17 protein-coding genes are annotated in these 20,247 nt (G+C 66.8%); 12 read left to right on the forward strand and 5 right to left on the reverse strand.

Features of this window, described 5'->3' with window-relative positions:
* Positions 1–62: 62 nt before the first annotated feature.
* From glgA to AC25MA_RS00770, 8 genes are all read left to right on the forward strand, one after another.
* Positions 63–1,622 carry a glycogen synthase GlgA gene (glgA, locus tag AC25MA_RS00735; RefSeq protein WP_028692576.1) on the forward strand — a complete coding sequence of 520 codons (1,560 nt, stop codon included), beginning with the start codon at positions 63–65 and terminating at the stop codon, positions 1,620–1,622.
* A gap of 14 nt (positions 1,623–1,636) precedes the next feature.
* Positions 1,637–3,379: a malto-oligosyltrehalose trehalohydrolase gene (gene treZ, locus AC25MA_RS00740; RefSeq protein ID WP_028692577.1), complete on the forward strand. Its 1,743-nt coding sequence runs from the start codon at positions 1,637–1,639 to the stop codon at positions 3,377–3,379.
* On the forward strand, positions 3,376–5,445 hold the full coding sequence (gene malQ / locus AC25MA_RS00745; protein WP_486971687.1) for a 4-alpha-glucanotransferase: 2,070 nt from the start codon (positions 3,376–3,378) through the stop codon (positions 5,443–5,445). Before treZ ends, malQ begins: the two co-directional genes overlap by 4 nt.
* Positions 5,442–8,216 carry a malto-oligosyltrehalose synthase gene (locus tag AC25MA_RS00750; protein WP_062359465.1) on the forward strand — a complete coding sequence of 925 codons (2,775 nt, stop codon included), beginning with the start codon at positions 5,442–5,444 and terminating at the stop codon, positions 8,214–8,216. The genes malQ and AC25MA_RS00750 overlap by 4 nt, the downstream gene beginning before the upstream one ends.
* A 20-nt stretch (positions 8,217–8,236) precedes the next feature.
* The gene (locus tag AC25MA_RS00755; RefSeq protein ID WP_280093073.1) at positions 8,237–8,476 is read left to right on the forward strand and encodes a DUF2934 domain-containing protein; all 240 of its coding nucleotides are present in this window, start codon (positions 8,237–8,239) and stop codon (positions 8,474–8,476) included.
* Positions 8,477–8,648: 172 nt separating this feature from the next.
* A complete protein-coding gene (gene glgX, locus AC25MA_RS00760) occupies positions 8,649–10,802 on the forward strand; it encodes a glycogen debranching protein GlgX (protein ID WP_486971688.1) in 2,154 nt (717 codons plus the stop codon).
* 168 nt (positions 10,803–10,970) lie between these two features.
* Positions 10,971–11,765 carry an endonuclease/exonuclease/phosphatase family protein gene (locus AC25MA_RS00765; RefSeq protein ID WP_028692582.1) on the forward strand — a complete coding sequence of 265 codons (795 nt, stop codon included), beginning with the start codon at positions 10,971–10,973 and terminating at the stop codon, positions 11,763–11,765.
* A 320-nt stretch (positions 11,766–12,085) separates the two neighbouring features.
* Positions 12,086–13,162: an autotransporter domain-containing protein gene (locus AC25MA_RS00770; RefSeq protein ID WP_062359470.1), complete on the forward strand. Its 1,077-nt coding sequence runs from the start codon at positions 12,086–12,088 to the stop codon at positions 13,160–13,162.
* A gap of 53 nt (positions 13,163–13,215) precedes the next feature.
* Here AC25MA_RS00770 and speB read toward each other — a convergent pair whose 3' ends face one another.
* Both speB and AC25MA_RS00780 read right to left on the reverse strand, forming a co-directional pair.
* The gene (speB, locus tag AC25MA_RS00775; RefSeq protein WP_028692584.1) at positions 13,216–14,178 is read right to left on the reverse strand and encodes an agmatinase; all 963 of its coding nucleotides are present in this window, start codon (positions 14,176–14,178) and stop codon (positions 13,216–13,218) included.
* A 23-nt stretch (positions 14,179–14,201) separates the two neighbouring features.
* Positions 14,202–15,281, reverse strand: coding sequence for an extracellular solute-binding protein (locus AC25MA_RS00780; protein WP_028692585.1), 1,080 nt, complete (start codon positions 15,279–15,281; stop codon positions 14,202–14,204).
* A gap of 102 nt (positions 15,282–15,383) precedes the next feature.
* On the opposite strand from AC25MA_RS00780, the gene AC25MA_RS00785 reads away from it, so the two are divergent.
* Positions 15,384–16,289, forward strand: coding sequence for a LysR family transcriptional regulator (locus AC25MA_RS00785; RefSeq protein WP_028692586.1), 906 nt, complete (start codon positions 15,384–15,386; stop codon positions 16,287–16,289).
* A gap of 70 nt (positions 16,290–16,359) precedes the next feature.
* Positions 16,360–16,830, forward strand: a complete 471-nt coding sequence (locus AC25MA_RS00790) for an LEA/WHy family protein (RefSeq protein ID WP_028692587.1) — start codon at positions 16,360–16,362, stop codon at positions 16,828–16,830.
* A gap of 24 nt (positions 16,831–16,854) precedes the next feature.
* Here AC25MA_RS00790 and AC25MA_RS00795 read toward each other — a convergent pair whose 3' ends face one another.
* Both AC25MA_RS00795 and AC25MA_RS00800 read right to left on the reverse strand, forming a co-directional pair.
* Positions 16,855–17,796 carry a carbon-nitrogen hydrolase family protein gene (locus AC25MA_RS00795; protein ID WP_069016352.1) on the reverse strand — a complete coding sequence of 314 codons (942 nt, stop codon included), beginning with the start codon at positions 17,794–17,796 and terminating at the stop codon, positions 16,855–16,857.
* A 66-nt stretch (positions 17,797–17,862) separates the two neighbouring features.
* On the reverse strand, positions 17,863–18,126 hold the full coding sequence (locus AC25MA_RS00800; RefSeq protein ID WP_028692589.1) for a hypothetical protein: 264 nt from the start codon (positions 18,124–18,126) through the stop codon (positions 17,863–17,865).
* A gap of 131 nt (positions 18,127–18,257) precedes the next feature.
* Here AC25MA_RS00800 and AC25MA_RS00805 point away from each other — a divergent pair, with 131 nt between their 5' ends.
* Positions 18,258–18,578: an ElaB/YgaM/YqjD family protein gene (locus tag AC25MA_RS00805; RefSeq protein ID WP_028692590.1), complete on the forward strand. Its 321-nt coding sequence runs from the start codon at positions 18,258–18,260 to the stop codon at positions 18,576–18,578.
* Between the two features lies 1 nt (position 18,579).
* Here the strand turns inward: AC25MA_RS00805 and AC25MA_RS00810 are convergent, their stop codons facing one another.
* Positions 18,580–19,197, reverse strand: a complete 618-nt coding sequence (locus tag AC25MA_RS00810) for a MiaE family protein (protein WP_028692591.1) — start codon at positions 19,195–19,197, stop codon at positions 18,580–18,582.
* A 156-nt stretch (positions 19,198–19,353) separates the two neighbouring features.
* On the opposite strand from AC25MA_RS00810, the gene AC25MA_RS00815 reads away from it, so the two are divergent.
* Positions 19,354–20,217 (forward strand): universal stress protein, encoded by an 864-nt coding sequence (locus AC25MA_RS00815; protein WP_028692592.1) that lies wholly within the window; start codon positions 19,354–19,356, stop codon positions 20,215–20,217.
* Positions 20,218–20,247 lie beyond the last annotated feature (30 nt).

A 20,247-nucleotide genomic window follows, 5' to 3' on the forward strand; every position in this document is an offset into this window, starting at 1 on the left:
ATCAGAGAGCACACCCACGAGCCAACGTTAAGCACACACCAGAACAAGGGACGGAGAGAAGTATGATCAGTGCCGCTGTCGAACCTCACGTAGAATCATTCAACCCGGATAGCCGCGAGCCGCTGCCAGCGGCGCTCGCTCCGACAGTCAAGGCACCCGGCGCCCAGCGCCAGCACAATCCGAACAAGCGCAAGATCCTGTTCGTCACCTCGGAGATCGCCGACCTGGTCAAGACCGGCGGCCTGGGCGACGTGTCCTCCGCCCTGCCCCGCGCCCTGGCGCATTTGCACGATGTGCGGGTGCTGATCCCCGGTTACCGGCAGGTAATGGAAAGCGACAACCCCATCCATATCGTCGGCGAACTGGGTGGCCACGCAGCCCTGCCACCGTGCAGGATCGGCCGCATGGACCTGGCCGACGGCCTGGTGATCTACGTGCTGATCTGCCCCGAGCTGTACCAGCGCGACGGCACGCCCTACGGTGCCAACAACGGCCGCGACTGGCCCGACAACCATATCCGCTTCGCCCGCCTGGGCTTGGCGGCAGCGGAAATCGCGGCTGGCGAAGGCATGGCCCACTGGCGCCCCGACCTGGTGCACGCCCACGACTGGCCGGCCGGGCTGGCCCCGGCCTACATGCACTGGCGCGGCTTGAGCACCCCGACCCTGTTCACCATCCACAACCTGGCCTATCAGGGCGTGTACAGCCGCGGCTGCAGCCCGGAGCTGGCGATCCCCGACCACGCCATGCAACAGGAAGGCATGGAGTTCTACGGCAAGCTGTCGTTCCTCAAGGCCGGCCTGGCGTACTCCAGCCACATCACCACGGTCAGCGCCACCTATGCCCGGGAGATCACCACCCCCGAGTTCGGCTGCGGCCTGGACGGTTTCCTGGCCAGCAAAGCGCAACAAGGGCTGCTCGGCGGCATCCCCAACGGCATCGATGAAAGCTGGGACTCGGCCACCGACCAGCACCTGCACCACAATTTCAGCCTCAACGACTGGGCCGGCAAGGCGCGCAACGCCCAGCAGGTACGTGAGCTGTTCGAACTGGAGCCGTCGGACGGTCCGCTGTTCGCCGTTGTGTCGCGGCTGGTCTACCAGAAAGGCCTGGACCTGACCCTGGGGGTGGCCGACTACATCGTCCAGCAGGGCGGCCAGATCGCCATCATCGGCCGCGGCGAACCCGAGGAGGAACAGGCCATGCGCGAGCTGGCCCTGCGTCATCCGGGCCGTATCGGCGTGCGCATCGGCTTCAACGAGACCGACGCCCGGCGCATGTTCGCAGGCAGTGACTTCCTGCTGATGCCGTCGCGCTACGAGCCTTGCGGCCTGAGCCAGATGTACGCCCAGCGCTTCGGCTCGCTGCCAGTGGCGCGCAACACCGGTGGGCTGGCCGACACCATCGAGAACGGTGTCACCGGCTTTTTGTTCGACGATTCGACCGTCGACAGCTACCGCGAGGCCCTGGCCCGCGCCTTCTACGTGTACGGCAAGAAGAGCCTGTTGAACGCCATGCGCTGCCTGTCGATGACCCAGCCGTTCAACTGGTGCCAGGCGGTGGAGCCCTATGCACGCCTGTACGAGGACTTGGTCAAGCAGGCGCAGCACAGCCACTACTGAGCGGGGAATTGAAGATGCACAGGCATGGCGCACACCTGCTGGACGCCACGTCGGCGCGCTTCGCCCTCTGGGCGCCGGATGCGCGCAGCGTGAGCGTGGAACTGGAGCAGCAGCCGGCGATCGAGCTGTTGCCCGACGGTGACGGCTGGTACACCGGCGTGGCCCCGTGCCGGGCCGGTGACCGTTACCACTACCGTATCGACAATGCACTGAAGGTGGCCGACCCGGCCTCGCGCTATCAGCCCGATGGCGTACAGGGGCCGAGCCAGGTGGTGGATGTGGCCAGCTACGCCTGGCGACACCCCTGGCAGGGCCTCCCCTGGCACGAAGCGGTCATCCAGGAGCTGCATGTCGGCTTGCTAGACGGCTACGTCGGGGTGGCCCGGCACCTGCCGCGTCTGGCCGAACTGGGCATCAGCGCCGTCGAACTGATGCCGCTGGGACAGTTCCCTGGCGAGCGGAACTGGGGTTACGACGGCGTGCTGCCCTATGCGCCGCAAAACACCTATGGCAGTCCCGAGCAATTGTGTGAGCTGGTCGACCAGGCACATGGCCAGGGGCTGATGGTGCTGGTCGATGTGGTGTACAACCATTTTGGCCCCGACGGCAATTACCTGCAGCAGTACGCCAGCCCGTTCTTTCGCGAGGACCGGCAGACTCCCTGGGGTGCAGCCATCGACTTCCGTCGCCCGCAGGTGCGCGAGTACTTCATCCAGAACGCCCTGATGTGGTTGTGCGACTACCGCATTGATGGCCTGCGCCTGGATGCCGTGCACGCCATCGATCAGCCCGACTTCCTGGTCGAGTTGGCGCAACGGGTACGCGCGGCCGTGGAGCCGGGCCGTCACGTATGGCTGGTGCTGGAAAACGAGCACAACCAGGCCGCACTGCTGCAGCAAGGCTTCGACGCGCAGTGGAACGACGATGGCCACAACGCCCTGCATGTGTTGCTGACCGGCGAGACCGAAGGCTACTACGCCGACTACAAGGACCGACCGATCAACCAACTGGCCCGCTGCCTGGCCGAAGGCTTCGTGTTCCAGGGCCAACCCGACCGCCACGGCACGCCCCGCGGCGAGCCCAGCGGCCACCTGCCACCGAGCGCCTTCGTGCTGTTTTTGCAGAACCACGACCAGATCGGCAACCGCGCCCTGGGTGAACGCCTCACCCGCCTCTGCCCACCGCCGGCCCTGCGCGCCGCCACCGCGCTGCTGCTGCTGGCGCCGATGATCCCGCTGCTGTTCATGGGCGACGACGACGGCAGCCGTGAGCCGTTCCTGTTCTTCACCGATTTTCACGATGAGCTGGCCGACGCCGTGCGTGAGGGCCGCCGCGGCGAGTTCGCCCATTTCGACGCCTTCGCCGATCCGCACAAGCGCGAGCAGATACCCGACCCGAATGCCGAGGCGACCTTCGCCTCATCCAGGCCCCGGCAACGGAATGTACTGGCCGGCTGGCACGGTCTGTACCAGCAATTGCTCGACCTGCGCCGGCGCCATGTCGTACCGCACCTGCCCGGCGCACGCGCCCTCGGCAGCGAGGTGCTCGGCGACCAGGCGCTGACCGCCCGCTGGCGCCTGGGCAATGGCGACGAGCTGCGCATCGACCTCAACCTCGCCGCCCAACCCCAGCCGGTCGCGCTGCCCGCCCTTCAGCGGCGCCTGTACGACAGCAGCGACAACGCCCACCCCGACTCGGCCCTCGCCGCGCACAGCTGCGTGGTCAGCCTACTGCCCCCCGACCAGGAGACGCCATGAGCGAACAGCCCCTCCACCGCCTGGCCGCGCGGGTCGGCCTGGCCCGCGACTGGATCGATGCCAACAACCGCCCGCAGCAGGTCAGCGACGAGGTATTGCGCCGAGTGCTCGCAGGCCTCGGCCACCCGGCCGGCGATGCCGCCGCCATCGCTGCCAGCCTGCGCGCCGTCGAGCAAGCCGAGGACAGCGAGCACCTGCCGCCACTGCTGACCGTCGATATCGGCCAGCCCCTGGACCTGCGGCGCTATTTCACCGCCGACCGCCAGGCGCACTGCACACTGGAGGACGGCAGCCTCCGCCACCTGGCCCTGGACACCCAGGCGCGGTTGCCGGGCGAGCTGCCGCTGGGCTACCACCGGGTTGACATCGATGGCCGCAGCTTCAGCGTGGCCGTGGCGCCGCCGCGCTGCCATGCCCTGGAGGACCGCGTCGAGCAGCAACCGCCGCGCTGCTGGGGCATCGCGGCGCAGCTGTACAGCCTGCGCCGCCCCGGCGATGGCGGCTACGGCGACTGCCTGGCCCTGGAGCAACTGGCGCGCAACGCCGCAGAGCGCGGCGCCGATGCCTTGGCGATCAGCCCGATCCACACCCTGTCGGCGTTCGATCAGCACCACTTCAGCCCCTACTCGCCCTCCAGCCGGCTGCTGCGCAACGTGCTGTACGCCAGCCCCGGTGTGGTCTTTGGCGAGCGCGAGGTGCGCATGGCCATCGAGGCCTGCGACCTGCAGGCGACCCTCGACACGCTGGAGCAGCAGGCGCTGGTGGACTGGCCACGGGCCGCCGATGCCCGCCTGCGCCTGCTCGAGGCGCTCTACCGGCAGTTCAGCCAGGGCGAGCATCCATTGCGCGAGGACTTCGAGAGTTTCCGCGCCAGCGCCGGCGAGCGACTGGAGCACCATTGCCGCTTCGAAGTGCTGCAGGCGGAAGCTGTCAGTACGGGCCTGGGCGCCGACTGGCGCCGCTGGCCCAAGGCCTGGCACGACCCCTACCACCCCGAGGTCGAAGCCTTCGCCAACGCCTATCCGGCGCGGGTCGAGTTCCACGCGTTCTGCCAGTGGCTGACCGAGCGCAGCCTGCAGCGGGCCCAGGACGCGGCGCGCGGCAACGGCATGGCGGTAGGCCTGATCGCTGACCTGGCGGTGGGGGCCGACGGCGCCGGCAGCCAGGCCTGGAGCCGCCAGGACGAACTGCTGGCCGAGCTCAAGGTCGGCGCGCCACCGGACATCCTCAACCGCTCCGGCCAGGATTGGGGCATCTGCGCCTTCTCCCCCGAAGGCCTCAGGCGCAACGGCTACCGCGCGTTCATCGAGATGCTGCGGGCCAACCTGGCCCATGCCGGTGGCCTGCGCATCGACCATGTGATGGGCCTGCGCCGACTGTGGCTGATCCCCCGCGGCGCCAAGCCGAGCGAAGGCGCCTATCTGGACTATCCGCTGGACGACCTGCTGCGCCTGCTGGCGCTGGAATCGGCGCGACACCAGGCGATCATCCTCGGCGAGGACCTGGGCACCGTGCCCGAGGGTCTGCGCGAACGCCTGGCCGACAAGGCCGTGCTGGGCATGCGCGTGCTACCGTTCGAGCAGGCCGCGCCCGGACAGCTCAAGCCGATCCTCGACTGGCCGGACAATGCCCTGGCCACCACCGGCACCCACGACCTGGCGCCCCTGGCCGGTTGGCTGGCGGGCCGCGACATCGACTGGAGCCATCGCCTGCAACTGATCGACGCCGCCACCGAGCTGCACTGGCGCCACACCCGGGCCCTGGAACGCGACGGCCTGCGCCGCACCCTGGAGCAGAACTACGGGCCACTGCGCGGCGACGACGCGCTGATCGACGCGGCGATCCGCTATGTTGGCCACACCCGCGCCCCCCTGGTACTGGTGCCGCTGGAAGACCTGCTGGGCAGTGACGAGCAGGCCAACCTGCCCGGCACCACCGAAGGCCACCCCAACTGGCGCCGGCGCTTCAAGGCGCCAGCATGCGACCTGCTCGACGACGAGGACGCCGCCCGCCGCCTGGAGCTGCTGGCCCAGGCTCGCGAACAGGCCTGGGAGCGTGACCGATGAAACCGTTGACCGCGACCCTGCGACTGCAACTGCACAGCGACTTCACCCTGGATGACGCGGTGCCGCTGGTGCCCTACTTCGCCCGCCTTGGCATCAGCCACCTGTACGCTTCGCCGATCCTCACCGCCCGCGCCGGTTCCCGGCATGGCTACGACGTGGTCGACCCGACCCGGGTCAACCCGGAGCTTGGCGGCGAGGCGGCGCTCGAACGCCTGGTGGCCGCGTTGCGCCAGCACGGCATGGGGCTGATCCTCGACACCGTGTCCAACCACATGGCCGTCGGCGGCGCCGACAATCCCTGGTGGCAGAGTCTGCTGGCCTGGGGCCGGCGCAGCCCCTATGCGGAATTCTTCGATATCCAGTGGCATTCCAGCGACCCGTTGCTGGCCGGGCAACTGTTGCTGCCGTTCCTGGGCAGCGATTACGGCGCGGCCCTGCAAAACGGCGAGATCCCGCTGACCTTCGAGGCGCCACAGGGGCGTTTCGAGGTGGCCCACCATGAACATCGCTTCCCGATCTGTCCGCTGGACTACGGGCGCATCCTCGATCAGGCCGAGGATCCGCGCCTGCAGGCACTGGCCGCGCACTTCAGCGCCCTCGGCGAGGCCGACGACCCACTGGCCGCGGCCCTGTCCCTGCAGCACGAGCTGGCGCGCCTGGCCGCCGCCGGCGCGGACCTGCAAGCGGCCCTCGGCGCCTTCGACAGCCGCACCGAGGCCGGTTTCAAGCGCCTGCACCTGCTGCTGGAACGCCAGACCTACCGCCTGGCCAGCTGGCGCACCGCCGCCGACGACATCAACTGGCGGCGCTTCTTCGACATCAACGAACTCGGTGGCCTGCGCGTCGAGCGCGCGGTGGTGTTCGAGGCCACCCATGCCAAGCTGTTCGAGCTGATCGAACGCGGCCTGGTGGACGGCCTGCGCATCGACCATATCGATGGCCTGGCCGATCCGCGACGCTACTGCCGCAACCTGCGCCGCCGGGTCGACCGCTTGCTGGCGCGACGGCCACTGGATGCCGCACTGGCGCACTTCCCGATCTATGTGGAGAAAATCCTCGGCACCGACGAACACCTGCACCGCGACTGGCTCACCGACGGTACCACCGGCTACGAGTTCATGAACCAGGTGTCGCTGCTGCAGCACGATCCCGCCGGCGAGGGGCCGCTGGGCGAGTTGTGGAACAGCGTCAGCGAGCGCCCCGAGTTCGCCGAGGAGGTGCGCACTGCCCGCCACCTGGTACTCAACGCCAGCCTGGCCGGCGACTGCGAGTCGGTGGCCCAGGCCCTGCTGCAAGTGGCTCGCGACGACCTGATGACCCGCGACCTCACCCTCGGCGCCATTCGCCGGGCGCTGCAGGCGCTGGTCGAGCATTACCCGGTGTACCGCACCTACATCAACGCCTGTGGCCGCCCCGCCGAGGACGAGGCGTTTTTCCAGCAGGCGTTGGCTGGGGCGCGGCAGTCACTGGGCGAAGCCGACTGGCCGCTGCTCGAGCAGCTAGAGCGCTGGCTCGGTGGCCAGCCGTGGCGCCGCTTGCCGCCGGGCCGGCCGCGCAAGCACCTGCGCCATGCCTGCGTGCGCTTCCAGCAACTGACCGCGCCCAGCGCCGCAAAGGCCGTCGAGGACACCGCGTTCTATCGCTCGGCCCGCCTGCTGTCGCGCAACGACGTGGGCTTCGACGCCGAGCGCTTCAGCGCCGCGCCGGCCTGGTTCCACAACGAGGCCCAGCGCCGCCTGCGCGACTTCCCCGACAACCTGTTGGCCACCGCCACCCACGATCACAAGCGCGGCGAGGATTGCCGGGCGCGCCTGGCCGTGCTCAGCGAGCACGGCCCCTGGCTGGCCAGCCGCGTCGAGCACTGGCGCGAGCTGGCCGCGCCGCTGCGCGAAGCACTGGACGATGGCGAGGCCCCCAGCCCCGCCGACGAACTGCTGCTGTTGCAGACGTTGGTCGGCAGCTGGCCGCTGACCCTCGACCTGCATGACCCAACGGCCCTGCGCGCCTATGCCGAACGCATCCGCCAATGGCAGCGCAAGGCCCTGCGCGAAGCCAAGCTGCGCAGCAGCTGGGCCGCGCCGAACGAGCGCTACGAGCAGGCCTGCGCGGCCTATGTCGACGGCCTGCTGCTGAACGACGAAAACCAGCAGTTGCGCCAGTCCCTGCACGAAGCGGCGCGCCTCCTGGCCTGCCCCGGCGCCTTGAACGGCCTGGTGCAGTGCCTGTTGCGCATGACCACGCCCGGCGTGCCGGATCTTTACCAGGGCAACGAGTACTGGGACCTGTCGCTGGTCGACCCGGACAACCGCCGCCCGGTGGACTACCCTGCAAGACGGGCCAGCCTGGACGACGCAACGCCCCTGGCCGACCTGCTCGCCCACTGGCGCGACGGCCGCCTCAAGCAGGCCCTGGTGGCCCGGGTGCTGGACGCCCGCCAGGCCCACCCCGAACTGTTCCAGCGTGGCGCCTACCTGCCGCTTGCCGTGCGCGGGCGCCATGCCGACAAGGTGCTGGCCTTCGCCCGCCTGGGCGAGGACGCCCGCGCCATCATCGTCGTACCGCGGTTGGCCAGCGCCCTGCTGGGCCCGGCCACCACCCCGTTGATCCCGGCACAGAACTGGGACGACACCCGGCTTGTCCTGCCGTTTGCCTTGTCGCCTGCCAACTGCTCGGGACTTTTCGGCGGCGGTGCTGTCACCCCTTCAAGGGAACTGATGTTGAGCGCCGTGCTGATGGAGTTTCCAGTCAATGTGTTGATTGAACATGCCTAACTGCATTCAGGAGTGTCGAGATGAGCGTCGAAGAAAAACGAATTCGCGAGTTCGCCTATCAGATCTGGGAGTCGGAGGGTAAGCCCGAGGGGCGCGAAGAGGAACATTGGGACAAGGCCCGCAAGCTGGCCGAAGCCGAGGCGCTGGCGCCCAAGACGTCACCGCGCAAGAAGGCGGCGGCAAAACCCAAGCCCACCACTGCCGTGGAAAAACCGCTGGCGGTGAAGAAGCCCAGGGCAGTGAAGAAGCCGGCAAGCTGATTGCCTTGTAGCGCCTGTACCGGCCTCATCGCTGGCAAGCCAGCTCCCACAGGGTCCGTGCAGGCTTCTCGAGTACCGCTGTACCTGTGGGAGCTGGCTTGTCGTAGCGACGATCCGCAGCAATGGGCCGCACAGCGGCCCCGCTTCCGCCCCAAGGACCATGAGGACCGCCATGAGCCCCCGCACCCCGAAGAAGACCCGCTCCGTCGCCCCGTCGCGCATTCGCGAAGGCCTGCCCTTTCCGCTCGGCGCCACCTGGGACGGCCTGGGGGTCAACTTCGCGCTTTTCTCGGCCAACGCCACCAAGGTCGAGCTGTGCCTGTTCGACGCCAGCGGCGAGCAGGAAATAGAGCGCATAGAACTGCCCGAGTACACCGACGAGATCTATCACGGCTACTTGCCGGACGCCCACCCTGGCCTGGTCTACGGCTACCGTGTGCACGGCCCGTACGACCCCGAGAACGGCCACCGTTTCAACCCCAACAAACTGCTGATCGACCCCTACGCCAAGCAGCTGGTCGGCTCGCTGAAGTGGTCCGAGGCGCTGTTCGGCTACACCATCGGCCACCCCGATGCCGACCTGTCGTTCGATGAGCGGGACAGCGCGGCATTCGTGCCCAAGTGCAAGGTCATCGACCCGGCCTTCACCTGGGGTCGCGACCAGCGCGTGTCGATCCCGTGGGAGCGCACCATCATCTATGAAGCCCACACCCGCGGCATCAGCATGCGCCACCCGGCGGTGCCCGAGCACCTGCGCGGCACCTTCGCCGGGCTGGCCAACGACGAGCTGCTGGCGCATATCAAGGAACTTGGCGTATCGAGCATCGAGCTGCTGCCGATCCACGCCTTCGTCAACGACCAGCACCTGCTGGACAAGGGCCTGAACAACTACTGGGGCTACAACAGCATCGCCTTCTTTGCCCCCCATCCGCGCTACCTGGCCAGCGGCAAGATCGCCGAGTTCAAGGAGATGGTTGCGCACCTGCACGACGCCGGGCTCGAGGTGATTCTCGACGTGGTCTACAACCACACCGCCGAAGGCAACGAGCGCGGACCGACCCTGTCAATGCGCGGCATCGACAACGCCTCGTACTATCGTTTGATGCCCGACGACCGGCGCTTCTACATTAACGATTCGGGCACCGGCAATACCCTCGACATGAGCCATCCACGGGTGCTGCAACTGGTCACCGACTCGCTGCGCTACTGGGCCGGCGAGATGCACGTGGATGGCTTTCGCTTCGACCTGGCGACCATCCTCGGCCGCTATCACGACGGCTACAGCGAGCGCCACGGCTTCCTCGTCGCCTGTCGCCAGGATCCTATGCTCAGCCAGACCAAGCTGATCGCCGAACCCTGGGACTGCGGCCCGGGCGGCTACCAGGTGGGCAACTTCGCCCCGGGCTGGGCGGAATGGAACGACCGCTTCCGCGACACCGTGCGCAGCTTCTGGAAAGGCGACGAAGGCATGCTCGCCGACTTCGCCGCGCGCATCACCGCCTCGGGCGACCTGTTCAACAACCGCGGCCGGCGGCCCTACGCCTCGGTCAACTTCATCACCGCCCACGACGGTTTCACGTTGCGCGACCTGGTGTCGTACAACGACAAGCACAATGAGGACAACGACGAGAACAACCAGGACGGCACCGACAACAACCTATCGTGGAACTGCGGCGTCGAAGGCCCCACCGACGACCCGGCGATCAACGCCCTGCGCATGCGCCAGATGCGCAACTTCTTCGCCACCCTGCTGCTGGCCCAGGGCACGCCGATGATCGTCGCCGGCGACGAATTCAGCCGCACCCAGCACGGCAACAATAACGCCTACTGCCAGGACAGCGAGATCGGCTGGGTGAACTGGGACCTGGACGAGGACGGCCAGGCGCTGATGGCCTTCGTCAAGCGCCTGACCCGGCTGCGCCTGGCCTATCCGATCCTGAGGCGCTCGCGCTTCCTGGTCGGCGACTACAACGAGGCGATTGGCGTCAAGGACGTCACCTGGCTGGCCCCGGACGCCAGCGAGATGACCGTCGAGCAGTGGGAAGACCCGCACGGGCGCTGCCTGGGCATGCTGATGGACGGTCGCGCCCAGGTCAGCGGCATTGCCCGGCCGGGCGCCGAGGCGACCATGCTGCTGATCGTCAATGCCTACCACGACGTGGTGCCGTTCACCCTGCCGGCGGTGCCGGAGGGCGACTACTGGAGCTGCCTGGTGGACACCGACCGGCCCGAGTTGCGCAAGCCGCAGCACCTGGCGTTCGACACGGTGTTCGAGGTCACTGGACGGTCATTGCTGTTGCTGGTGCTGCAGCGCGAGGAGGACTGAACCCCAAAGGGGAAGGCCTGTCCTAGACTGTGTTGTGTCAGTAAAAACCTGGGGTTGCTGCGCAGCCCATCGCGACACAAGGCCGCTCCCACAGAGGCCGCGATCTCCTTTGGGAGCGGCCTTGTGTCGCGATGGGCCGCAAAGCGGCCCCGTCAGCCAGGAGCACCCGTGAACCTCGAAGCCGGCAGTCCAGGTTTCGCCAACGTCAACCAGGCGCCGGCCGTGCACCGGGTCAAGGTACTGACGGTCAACACCCACAAGGGCTTCACCGCCTTCAACCGACGCTTCATCCTGCCAGAGCTGCGCGAGGCGGTGCGCAGCACCGGGGCCGACATCGTGTTCCTACAGGAGGTGCTCGGCAGCCATGACCGCCACGCCGCGCGCTACCCCGGCTGGCCGCGGACCTCGCAGTACGAATTCCTCGCCGACAGCATGTGGAGCGACTTCGCCTATGGCCGCAACGCGGTCTACCCCGACGGCCACCACGGCAATGCGCTGCTGTCGAAGTACCCGATCATCGAGCACCGCAACCTCGACGTGTCGATCACCGGCCCCGAGCGCCGCGGCCTGCTGCATTGCGTGCTGGACGTACCCGGGCGGCGCCAGGTGCATGCCATCTGCGTGCACCTGTCGTTGCTCGAGCGCCACCGCCAGCAACAGCTGCACCTGCTGCGCCGGCTGCTCGACGCCCTGCCCGCCGACGCCCCGGTGATCATCGCCGGCGATTTCAACGACTGGCGGCTGCGCGGCAACCACACCCTGGGGCTGCAGCATGGTCTGCACGAGGCCTTCGAGCGCCACCATGGCCTGCTGGCCCGCACCTACCCCGCGCGCCTGCCGCTGCTGCGCCTGGACCGTATCTACCTGCGCAACGCCGAAAGCCACGCACCGAGAATCCTTGGCAACAAACCCTGGACCCACCTCTCCGACCATCTGCCGCTGGCAGTGGAAGTGCGGTTGTAGCAACGATTCGGCATAGCCGCCGCACGGCAAATCACCATTTTCGATATGCACGCTTAAAAATCACATAAATTCAATAGGTTGAGCTGTCAAACAGTAATTTTGCAATCCATTCACGCTTTCTTGACGCAAGCGCTGTCCTCTCCTTAGCTGAACAGTAATCACCAGACGTAAAAACTCGTGCCGGGCCTCTAGCGCGCGCCTTCGTGCGCTCTCCAGAAGGTTGGTGCGCTGGTTCGTGTCGCCCCTGTTCTTGTCGTACAGCACGTGACATCAGGCCAGGTCTTGGGCTGTTCACTTCACACACCAACAGGAGATCCGCCATGAAAAGCACCTCGAATCCTTCGCGCTTCGACGCTTTTTTCTGTGCGGTTTCCACGTCGCTGCTCTTGGCAACCCCGGTGGAAACCTTCGCCTTCGAAACCCAGGAGGGCGAACCCTTCGCCCCCGTCCTGGCGCAGCCCGAGGTGCCGCGATTGTCGCTCGATCCGGTCAGCGTCAGCGGCCTCAACCAGGGCCTGCTCAGCGCCTTCTCCGAGCGCATGGATGAACGTCATGGCCAGCCCGACACCAACCCTATCGCCAGCCAGTGGGCGCAGTTCTTCCCCGGCACGCCGCGCCCGGGCGCCCAGCCGCCAGCGCAGGTGGAGGCACCCAGCCAGCAGATGCTGATCGGCCCGGACCTGTTCGTGCGTGAAACCAGCGGCGGCAACGTGCACCGCGCGGGGATCTTCGTCGGTCACAACAACCTGCAGAGCAGCTTCAACGGCATGCGCCCGCTGCTGGGCGACAAGCAGCGTGACGCGGTAAACCTCAGTGGCGAGAGCCTCGGGGTGTACTGGAGCATGACCCATGAACAGGGCTGGCACGTGGATGCACTGGCCATGGGCACACGCATCGATGTCAACGGCCGCTCACAGGCGGGGCAGCGCGTCGACGACAGTGGTCATGCCATGACGCTCTCGGTGCAAGGCGGCTATCCCATCGGCCTGGGCGCCGGCTGGGTGATCGAGCCCCAGGCGCAGTTGATCAACCAGCAGTTCTTCCCGGGTAGCCAGGTACAGGAGGAAACCCTGCAGGCCTTCGACAGCCAGCCCAGCTGGAGTGGCCGGGTCGGTGCCAAGCTGTCGGCGCGCTACGAAGTGCGCGGCATGCCCATCGAACCCTATGTGCGCACCAACGTCTGGTACGACTTCAGCAATGCCGATTCGGTGAAACTCGACCAGGTCGACAAGATCTCCAGTTCGCGCAGCGCCACCACGGTGGAACTGGGCTTGGGCCTGGTGGCCCGGGTGACGCCGAACGTGGCGCTGTTCGTCAGCGCCGACTACAGCTCCGACGTGGATGACAACGACCTCAACGGCTTGATCGGCAGCCTTGGCGTGAGAATGCGCTGGTAGACGGGTTCGGCCTCATCGCCGGTTTGCGATGAGGCCGTGCGTCGCGTTGTCGATCAGGCCTGGTCCACCTTGTGCCGCGCCGCATACAGGCACAGCATCTCCATCGCCAGCGTTGCCCCGGCCAGCGCGGTGATATCGGCATGGTCATAGGCCGGCGCCACCTCCACCAGGTCCATCCCCACCAGGTTGATCCCGCGCAAGCCGCCGAGAATTTCCAGTGCCTGCACCGTGCTCAGCCCGCCGCATACCGGCGTGCCGGTGCCAGGCGCGAAGGCCGGATCCAGGCAGTCGATATCGAAGGTCAGGTAGACCGGCCTGTCCCCCACCCGCTGACGGATCGCGGCGATGATCGCCTCGGTGCCCTGGCGATGCACCTGACGGGCATCGAGGATGGCGAAGCCCTGGCTGTCGTCATTGGTGGTGCGCAGGCCGATCTGCACCGAATGCGCCGGGTCCACCAGGCCTTCGCGCGCCGCGTGCCAGAACATGGTGCCGTGATCGATGCGCTTGCCCTCCTCGTCCGGCCAGGTGTCGCTGTGGGCGTCGAAGTGGATCAGCGCCAGCGGACCGTGCTGGCGGGCATGAGCCTTGAGCAGCGGGTAGCTGATGAAGTGGTCGCCACCGAGGGTGAGCATGGCGCAGCCGGCCCCGAGGATGTGCTCGGCGTGTGCCTCGATGCTGTCCGGCACCGAGGCTGGCGTGCCGCTGTCGAACGCGCAGTCACCGTAGTCGATCACCGCCAGGTGATCGAACGGGTCGAACGTCCAGGGCCAGTGGCGGGCCCACGCCTGCTGCACCGAGGCGGCGCGGATCGCCCGCGGGCCGAAGCGCGCGCCGGGGCGGTTGCTGGTGGCGGTGTCGAACGGCACCCCGTTGACCACCACGTCGACACCGCGCAGGTCGCGGCTGTAGCGGCGCCGGGAAAAACTGGTAATACCGGCGTAGGTGCTCTCGGCGGCGGTGCCGTAGAGGCTGTCACGGGTCATGGCCTGGTCGTTGTCCTGGGCGAGGTCCACGGTCTGTCTCCTGTCGTTGTTGTTCACTGGCGGCTGCGGAAGGTGGTCCACAGGCGGTTGCGCTGGCGCAGGTCGGACAACGCCATGCTGCGGTCGGCAAACAGGCGCTGGCGCACCTCGGCCGATGGGTAGATGTCCGGGTCATTGCGGATTGCCGCGTCCACCAGCGGCGTGGCGGCCTGGTTGGCGTTGGCGAAGAACAGCGTGTTGGTCAGTGCCGCCACCGACTCGGGGCGCAGCATGAAGGCGATGAAGGCGCGGGCCGCCTCGGGGTGCGGCGCGTCCTTGGGGATCACCAGGTTGTCCTGCCAGACCAGCGTGCCCTCGCGGGGAATGCGGTAGATCAGCTCGAACGGCTTGCCGGCGCGTCGGGCCTGGTCGGCGGCCATGGCCGCATCGCCGTTGTAGGTCAGCGCCAGGCACACGCTGCCGTTGGCCAGGTCGTTGATCTGGCGACCGTTGGCCACGTAGCTGATCGATGGCTGCAACTGCTGCAACAACGCCTGGGCGGCGTCCAGGTCGGCCTTGCTCTGGCTGTACGGGTCCTTGCCCAGGTAGTTGAGGGTCACCCCGATCACCTCCTGGGGCGAGTCCGGCATGGCGATCCCGCAGTCCTTCAGGCGACTGGCGTATTCGGGCTTGAACAGCAAGTCGAGGCTGTCCAGCGGCACGTCACCGAGGCGCTGGCGCACGGCCTCGACATTCACCCCCAGACCCAGCGTGCCCCAGGTGTACGGCACGGCATGGCGGTTGCCGGGATCTGCCTCGGCCAGCTTGGTCAGCAGGTCCGGGTCAAGGTTGGCATAGCCGGGCAGCGCCTGGGCATCGAGCGGCTGCAGGGCACCGGCCTTGAGTGCCCGGGCCAGCACCGTGGCCGACGGCACCACCACGTCGTAGCCACTGCCGCCGGTGAGCAGCTTGGTTTCCAGCACCTCGGTGGTATCGAAGGTGTCGTAGCGGACCTTGTAGCCGGTCTCCTGCTCGAACCGCGCCAGGGTTTGCGGGGCGACATAATCGGCCCAGCTGTACAGGTTGACGACCTTCTCCTCGGCCTGCAGTGGCAGGGCGATCAGCAATGAAAGCAGGCACAACGTTCGACGCATGGCGGGCACCTCGGCTTGGGGGTGGATGCCGCCAGCATGCCTGCCGGGTTACATTGTAAAAATGACAACTATTCAAAGCTGACATTCACCAGGATCAATGTAATGCTCGGACAATTGCACGACCCCGACCTGCACCTGCTGCGGCTGTTCGTCACTGTAGTCGAGGCCGGCGGCTTCAGCGCCGCTCAGGGCGTGCTGGGGCTCAGCCAGCCCAGCATCAGCCAGCAAATGGCCAGGCTCGAGACCCGCCTGGGTTATCGCCTGTGCAGCCGTGGCAAGGGCGGCTTCCGGCTGACCGAGAAAGGCGAGCTGCTGCTCCAGGCGACCCGCGGCCTGCTGCTGCAGATCGAACAGTTTCGCCAACAGGCCAACGGCGTGGCCGGGCGTTTGCTCGGCACGCTGCGCATCGGCCTGGCCGAGAACCAGGACCGCGAGGTCACCTTGCGCCTGGCCCGGGCCATCGCCCGGTTCCGTCAACGCGACGAGCAGGTGCGCCTTGAATTGACCAGTGCGCCACCCGCCGAGCTTGAGCGGCTGTTGCTGGAGCAGCGCCTGGATTGCGCCATCAGCTACTTTTCCGGCAACCAGGCGGCGTTCGATTACCTGCCGTTGTTCGAGGAACGCCAGCGACTCTACTGTGGCCTGGGGCATGAACTGTTCGACCGGTCCCTGGTCAGTCGCGAGCACTTGCTGGAGGCCGACCAGGTCTGTCATCCCTATCGTTTTCTCAAGCAAGGTGAACCCTTCCAGAGCCGCCACAGCCTGGCGGTGGCGGAGCAGATCGACAGCGCGCTGACCCTGATCCTGTCAGGCCAGCATATCGGCTACCTGCCCTGCCACTGCGCCGCGCCCTGGGAAGCCCAGGGACTGTTGCGGGCACTGGACCCGACACTGGATTTCGTGGTGCCGTTTACCTTGGCGCGGCACCGTGGGCAGGAGCCCGGTGAGGCGCAGCAGGCGTTCATGGAGGATCTGCACCGTGTCTTTGTCGAACAGGGAACGCACTGAGCCCCGCTTTCCTCGCCGCCGCGCATTTGCCACACTGCGGACTCGCCCGTGCCCCGAGGTCCCGATCACCATGCATGCCCGCGTCTGTCTGATCCTGCTGCTGACCCTTGGCCTGAGTGCCTGCGCCCTGTTCCAGGCGCGTGATCCGCTGAACATCAGCGTGATCGGTATCGATCCTCTGCCCGGCCAGGATCTGGAGCTGCGCATGGCGGTGAAGATCCGCGTGCAGAACCCCAACGAAACCCCCGTGGACTTCAATGGCATCGCCCTCAACCTGGAAGTCAACGACCAGCCCCTGGCCGCCGGGGTGAGCGACCAGCGCGGGCATATTGGCCGCTACGACGAAGCGGTGATCGTGGTGCCGGTGAGCATCACCGCCTTTGCCTTTCTGCGCCAGGCCTATGGCCTGAGCCGGGTGGAGTCCCTGCAGGGCCTGCCCTATGTATTGCGCGGCAAACTGGCAAGCGGCCCGCTGGGCACCGTACGCTTCACCGACAAAGGCAAACTGGACCTGCCCGCAGCCACAAGCGCCGGATGGTGAACCTGTTGTCGAGCAAACGAACGATCACTTGCCAGCAGTGGCTTGACCGACAAAGCGCACGCCGGGACGCGGACACTCGTCCACGCTGAGCTCGAACACGTCCGGCCGCGCATAGTGGCCGACCACATCGAAGTCGTAGCGCGCACGCACCAGCTCGTCGGTATCGATTTCGGCGCAGAGCAGGCCGCGCTCGCCCACCAGCGGCCCGGCCAGCACCTCGCCGAGGGGGCCGACGATCACGCTGCCACCGTTGATCAACGGCCGCTCGGCCGGCCAGTTGGCCACCTCAAGACCCAGCGCCGCCGGAGAATCCTGCACCTGGCAGGCGCTGATGACGAAACAACGCCCTTCGGCGGCGATGTGGCGCATGCTGATCTGCCACAGTTCGCGCTCATCCACCGTCGGCGCGCACCACAGTTGCACGCCCTTGGCGTACATCGCGGTGCGCAGCAGCGGCATGTAGTTCTCCCAGCACACCGCCGCGCCGATGCGCCCGGCGCGGCCCTCCACCACCGGTAGCGTGGAGCCGTCACCCTTGCCCCAGATCAGCCGCTCGGTGCCGGTGGGCATCAGCTTGCGGTGCTTGGCCACAAGACCGCCCACGGGCTCGAAGAACAGCACGGTGCAGTACAGGGTGTTGCCGCTGCGCTCGATCACCCCGAGCACCAGGCTCGCGCCGGTCCGTGCCGCCAACCCGGCCAGCGCTTCGGTCTCGACGCCCGGTACATCGATGGCGTTGGCGAAATAGCGGGCGAAGGCTTCGCGCCCTTCAGGCAGGCGATAACCGAGCTGGGTGCCAAACCCCTCGCCTTTCGGATAACCGCCGAGCAACGCCTCGGGCATCACCACCAGGCTGGCGCCGGCCTCGCGGATGGCCTGCTCGTAGTCGAGGATCTGCGCCAGGGTAGCGGCCTTGCCCGCCGGCAGCGAACCGATCTGCAAGGCGGCAACGATGGATCTTGGCATCTTGGAGACTCCTGTCAGAAGAAAGCCGAAAGGTGCGCGCCGCCTCAGCGCAAGTGTTCGCCTGACTCAGCGGTTGGCGCTGGCGGCGGCCATCATCTTGTTCACTTCACTGCGTACCAGCTGGTTGAACTCCACTGGCGACATGCCGTCGAGCTCGGCGCGCACCCATTCGGCCCACTTGCCCTTGCGCCGCGGTTTCTCCGCGATCAGCCGCGCGGCCTCGCCCTTGGCCTTGGCCAGGTTGTTCTGCCAGTACTCGAACAAACGCGCCTTCTCTGCCTCGATCTGCGCCCGTTCCTGGAAGCTCATGTTGGCCAGATTGAAACTCATGGGGGTATTACCTGCCGCTGGAAAATGGACGCTATCTTACACTTAGCGACGGGCCATCGGTACGCCGCTGCAACTTTCCCGGCGCCGTGGCATCCACTGTTCAACGCCCAACCCTTCATGAGGATGTGTACATGGCCAGGAAAACCGCCGCGCAAGCCGACAACGACCAGATCAAGGATCAGGTATTCAGCGAACTGCAGGCATTGATCGAGGAGTCGGAGAAACTGCTCAGCGACAGCGCGTCGCTGGTCGGGGAAGAAGCAGAGGGCCTGAGGGCGCAACTGGGGCTGAAACTGCGCCAGGCACGCGAAGCCACTGGCCGGCTGGGGGAGAAGGCGCAGCCGGTGGTCGAGGCGACCCAGGAATACATTGGCGGCCATCCCTGGCAGACGGTGGCGATCTCCGCGGGCTTCGGCCTGGTGGTCGGCCTCTTGCTCGGACGCCGGCAATAGCTCAGGCGGCTTGCGCCATCGGGATCCCACTGTGGAAGCGCAGTTCCTGGTCGGGTGAGGTAATCAGCCCGGCCTCGGCCTCGCGCACCTGCTCCACTACTTTGGCGATATCCGCCTCGTCACCGTACTGGTGAGCCAGTTTCAGATAGCCCTGATAGTGCCGTGCCTCGCTCTTGAGCAAGCCGTGGTAGAACGTGCCGAGCTCTTCATCCAGGTGCGGCACCAGGGCGGCGAAGCGCTCGCAGCTGCGCGCCTCGATGAAGGCGCCCACCACCAAGGTATCGACCAGCTTGACCGGCTCATGGGCACGCACCAGCCGCCGCAGGCCCGAGGCATAGCGCCCGGCCGAGACCGGACGCAGCGGCACGCCACGGCGCTTCATCAGGCGCAGCACCTGCTCGTGGTGCACCAGCTCCTCGCGGGCCAGGCGCGACATCATGTTGATCAGGTCCAGGTGGGTGTTGTACTTGGCGATCAGGCTTAGCGCAGTGCTGGCGGCCTTGAATTCACAGTTCTTGTGATCGATCAGCAGCGTCTCCTGGTCGGCCAGCGCCGCCTCGATCCAGGCATCAGGGGTACGGCAACCGAGGAAGGCGTCGATTTCGGGAATCAGGGACATGGCACTCACAATCACACAGGACATCGGCAGGACCGGCGATTATACCGGCGACCGCGTCGAGCACCAGTGACTATGCTTGATACATATCAAGCGGCGGCGGCAGCGGCGCCGTCTATAGTCAGGCATTGGCCGCCATTCTGAACGGAGTTCACGCCCATGCAAGCCGTACGCAGCATTCTTGTCGTCCTCGACCCCGAGCACGCCCACAGCCGTGCCCTGACACGGGCCAAGCTGATCGCGGGGGTGACCGGCGCGCGCCTGCACCTGCTGATGTGCGACAAGAAACAGGATCATGACGCGCTGCTCAGCCTGCTCAGCAGCCAATTGCATGACGACGGTTACGACAGTGTCACCCACGAGCAGCACTGGAAGGACAACCTGCACAAGTCGATCATCCATGTGCAGCAAGCCGAAGGCTGCGAACTGGTGATCAAGGAGCACCGGCCGGACAATCCGCTGCGCAAGGCCTTGCTCACCCCCAGCGACTGGAAACTGCTGCGCGAGTGCCCGTGCGCGGTGCTGATGGTCAAAAGCGAGCGGCCATGGACGGGGGGCAAGATCCTGGCGGCCGTGGATGTCGGCAACCAGGATGAAGCCCATCGCCTGCTGCATGCCAGCATCATCGACCATGGCTATGACATTGCCAGCCTGGCCAAGGGCGAACTGCACGTGATCAGTGCCCACCCCTCGCCCATGCTGTCGGCGTCCGACCCGGTCTACCAGCTGACGGAGACCATCGAGAAACGCTATCGTGAGGCATGCCTGGCGTTCCAGGCGGAGTTCGATATTACCGATGACCGACTGCATATCGCCGAGGGGCCGGCGGATGTGTTGATTCCCCATACCGAGAAGAAGCTCGATGCCGTGGTGACCATTATCGGCACCGTGGCACGAACAGGTATCTCGGGGGCCTTGATCGGTAACACCGCGGAGGTCGTGCTGGACTCGCTGGAAAGCGATGTACTGGTGCTCAAGAGCGAGGAGGCCAAGTCGCACCTGGCCGAGCTGGCGCGGGGCTAGACCCGCTTCGGGCAGAAGCCTCCAGGGTAG

It is taken from the genome of Pseudomonas sp. P65(2024) (assembly GCF_057480955.1).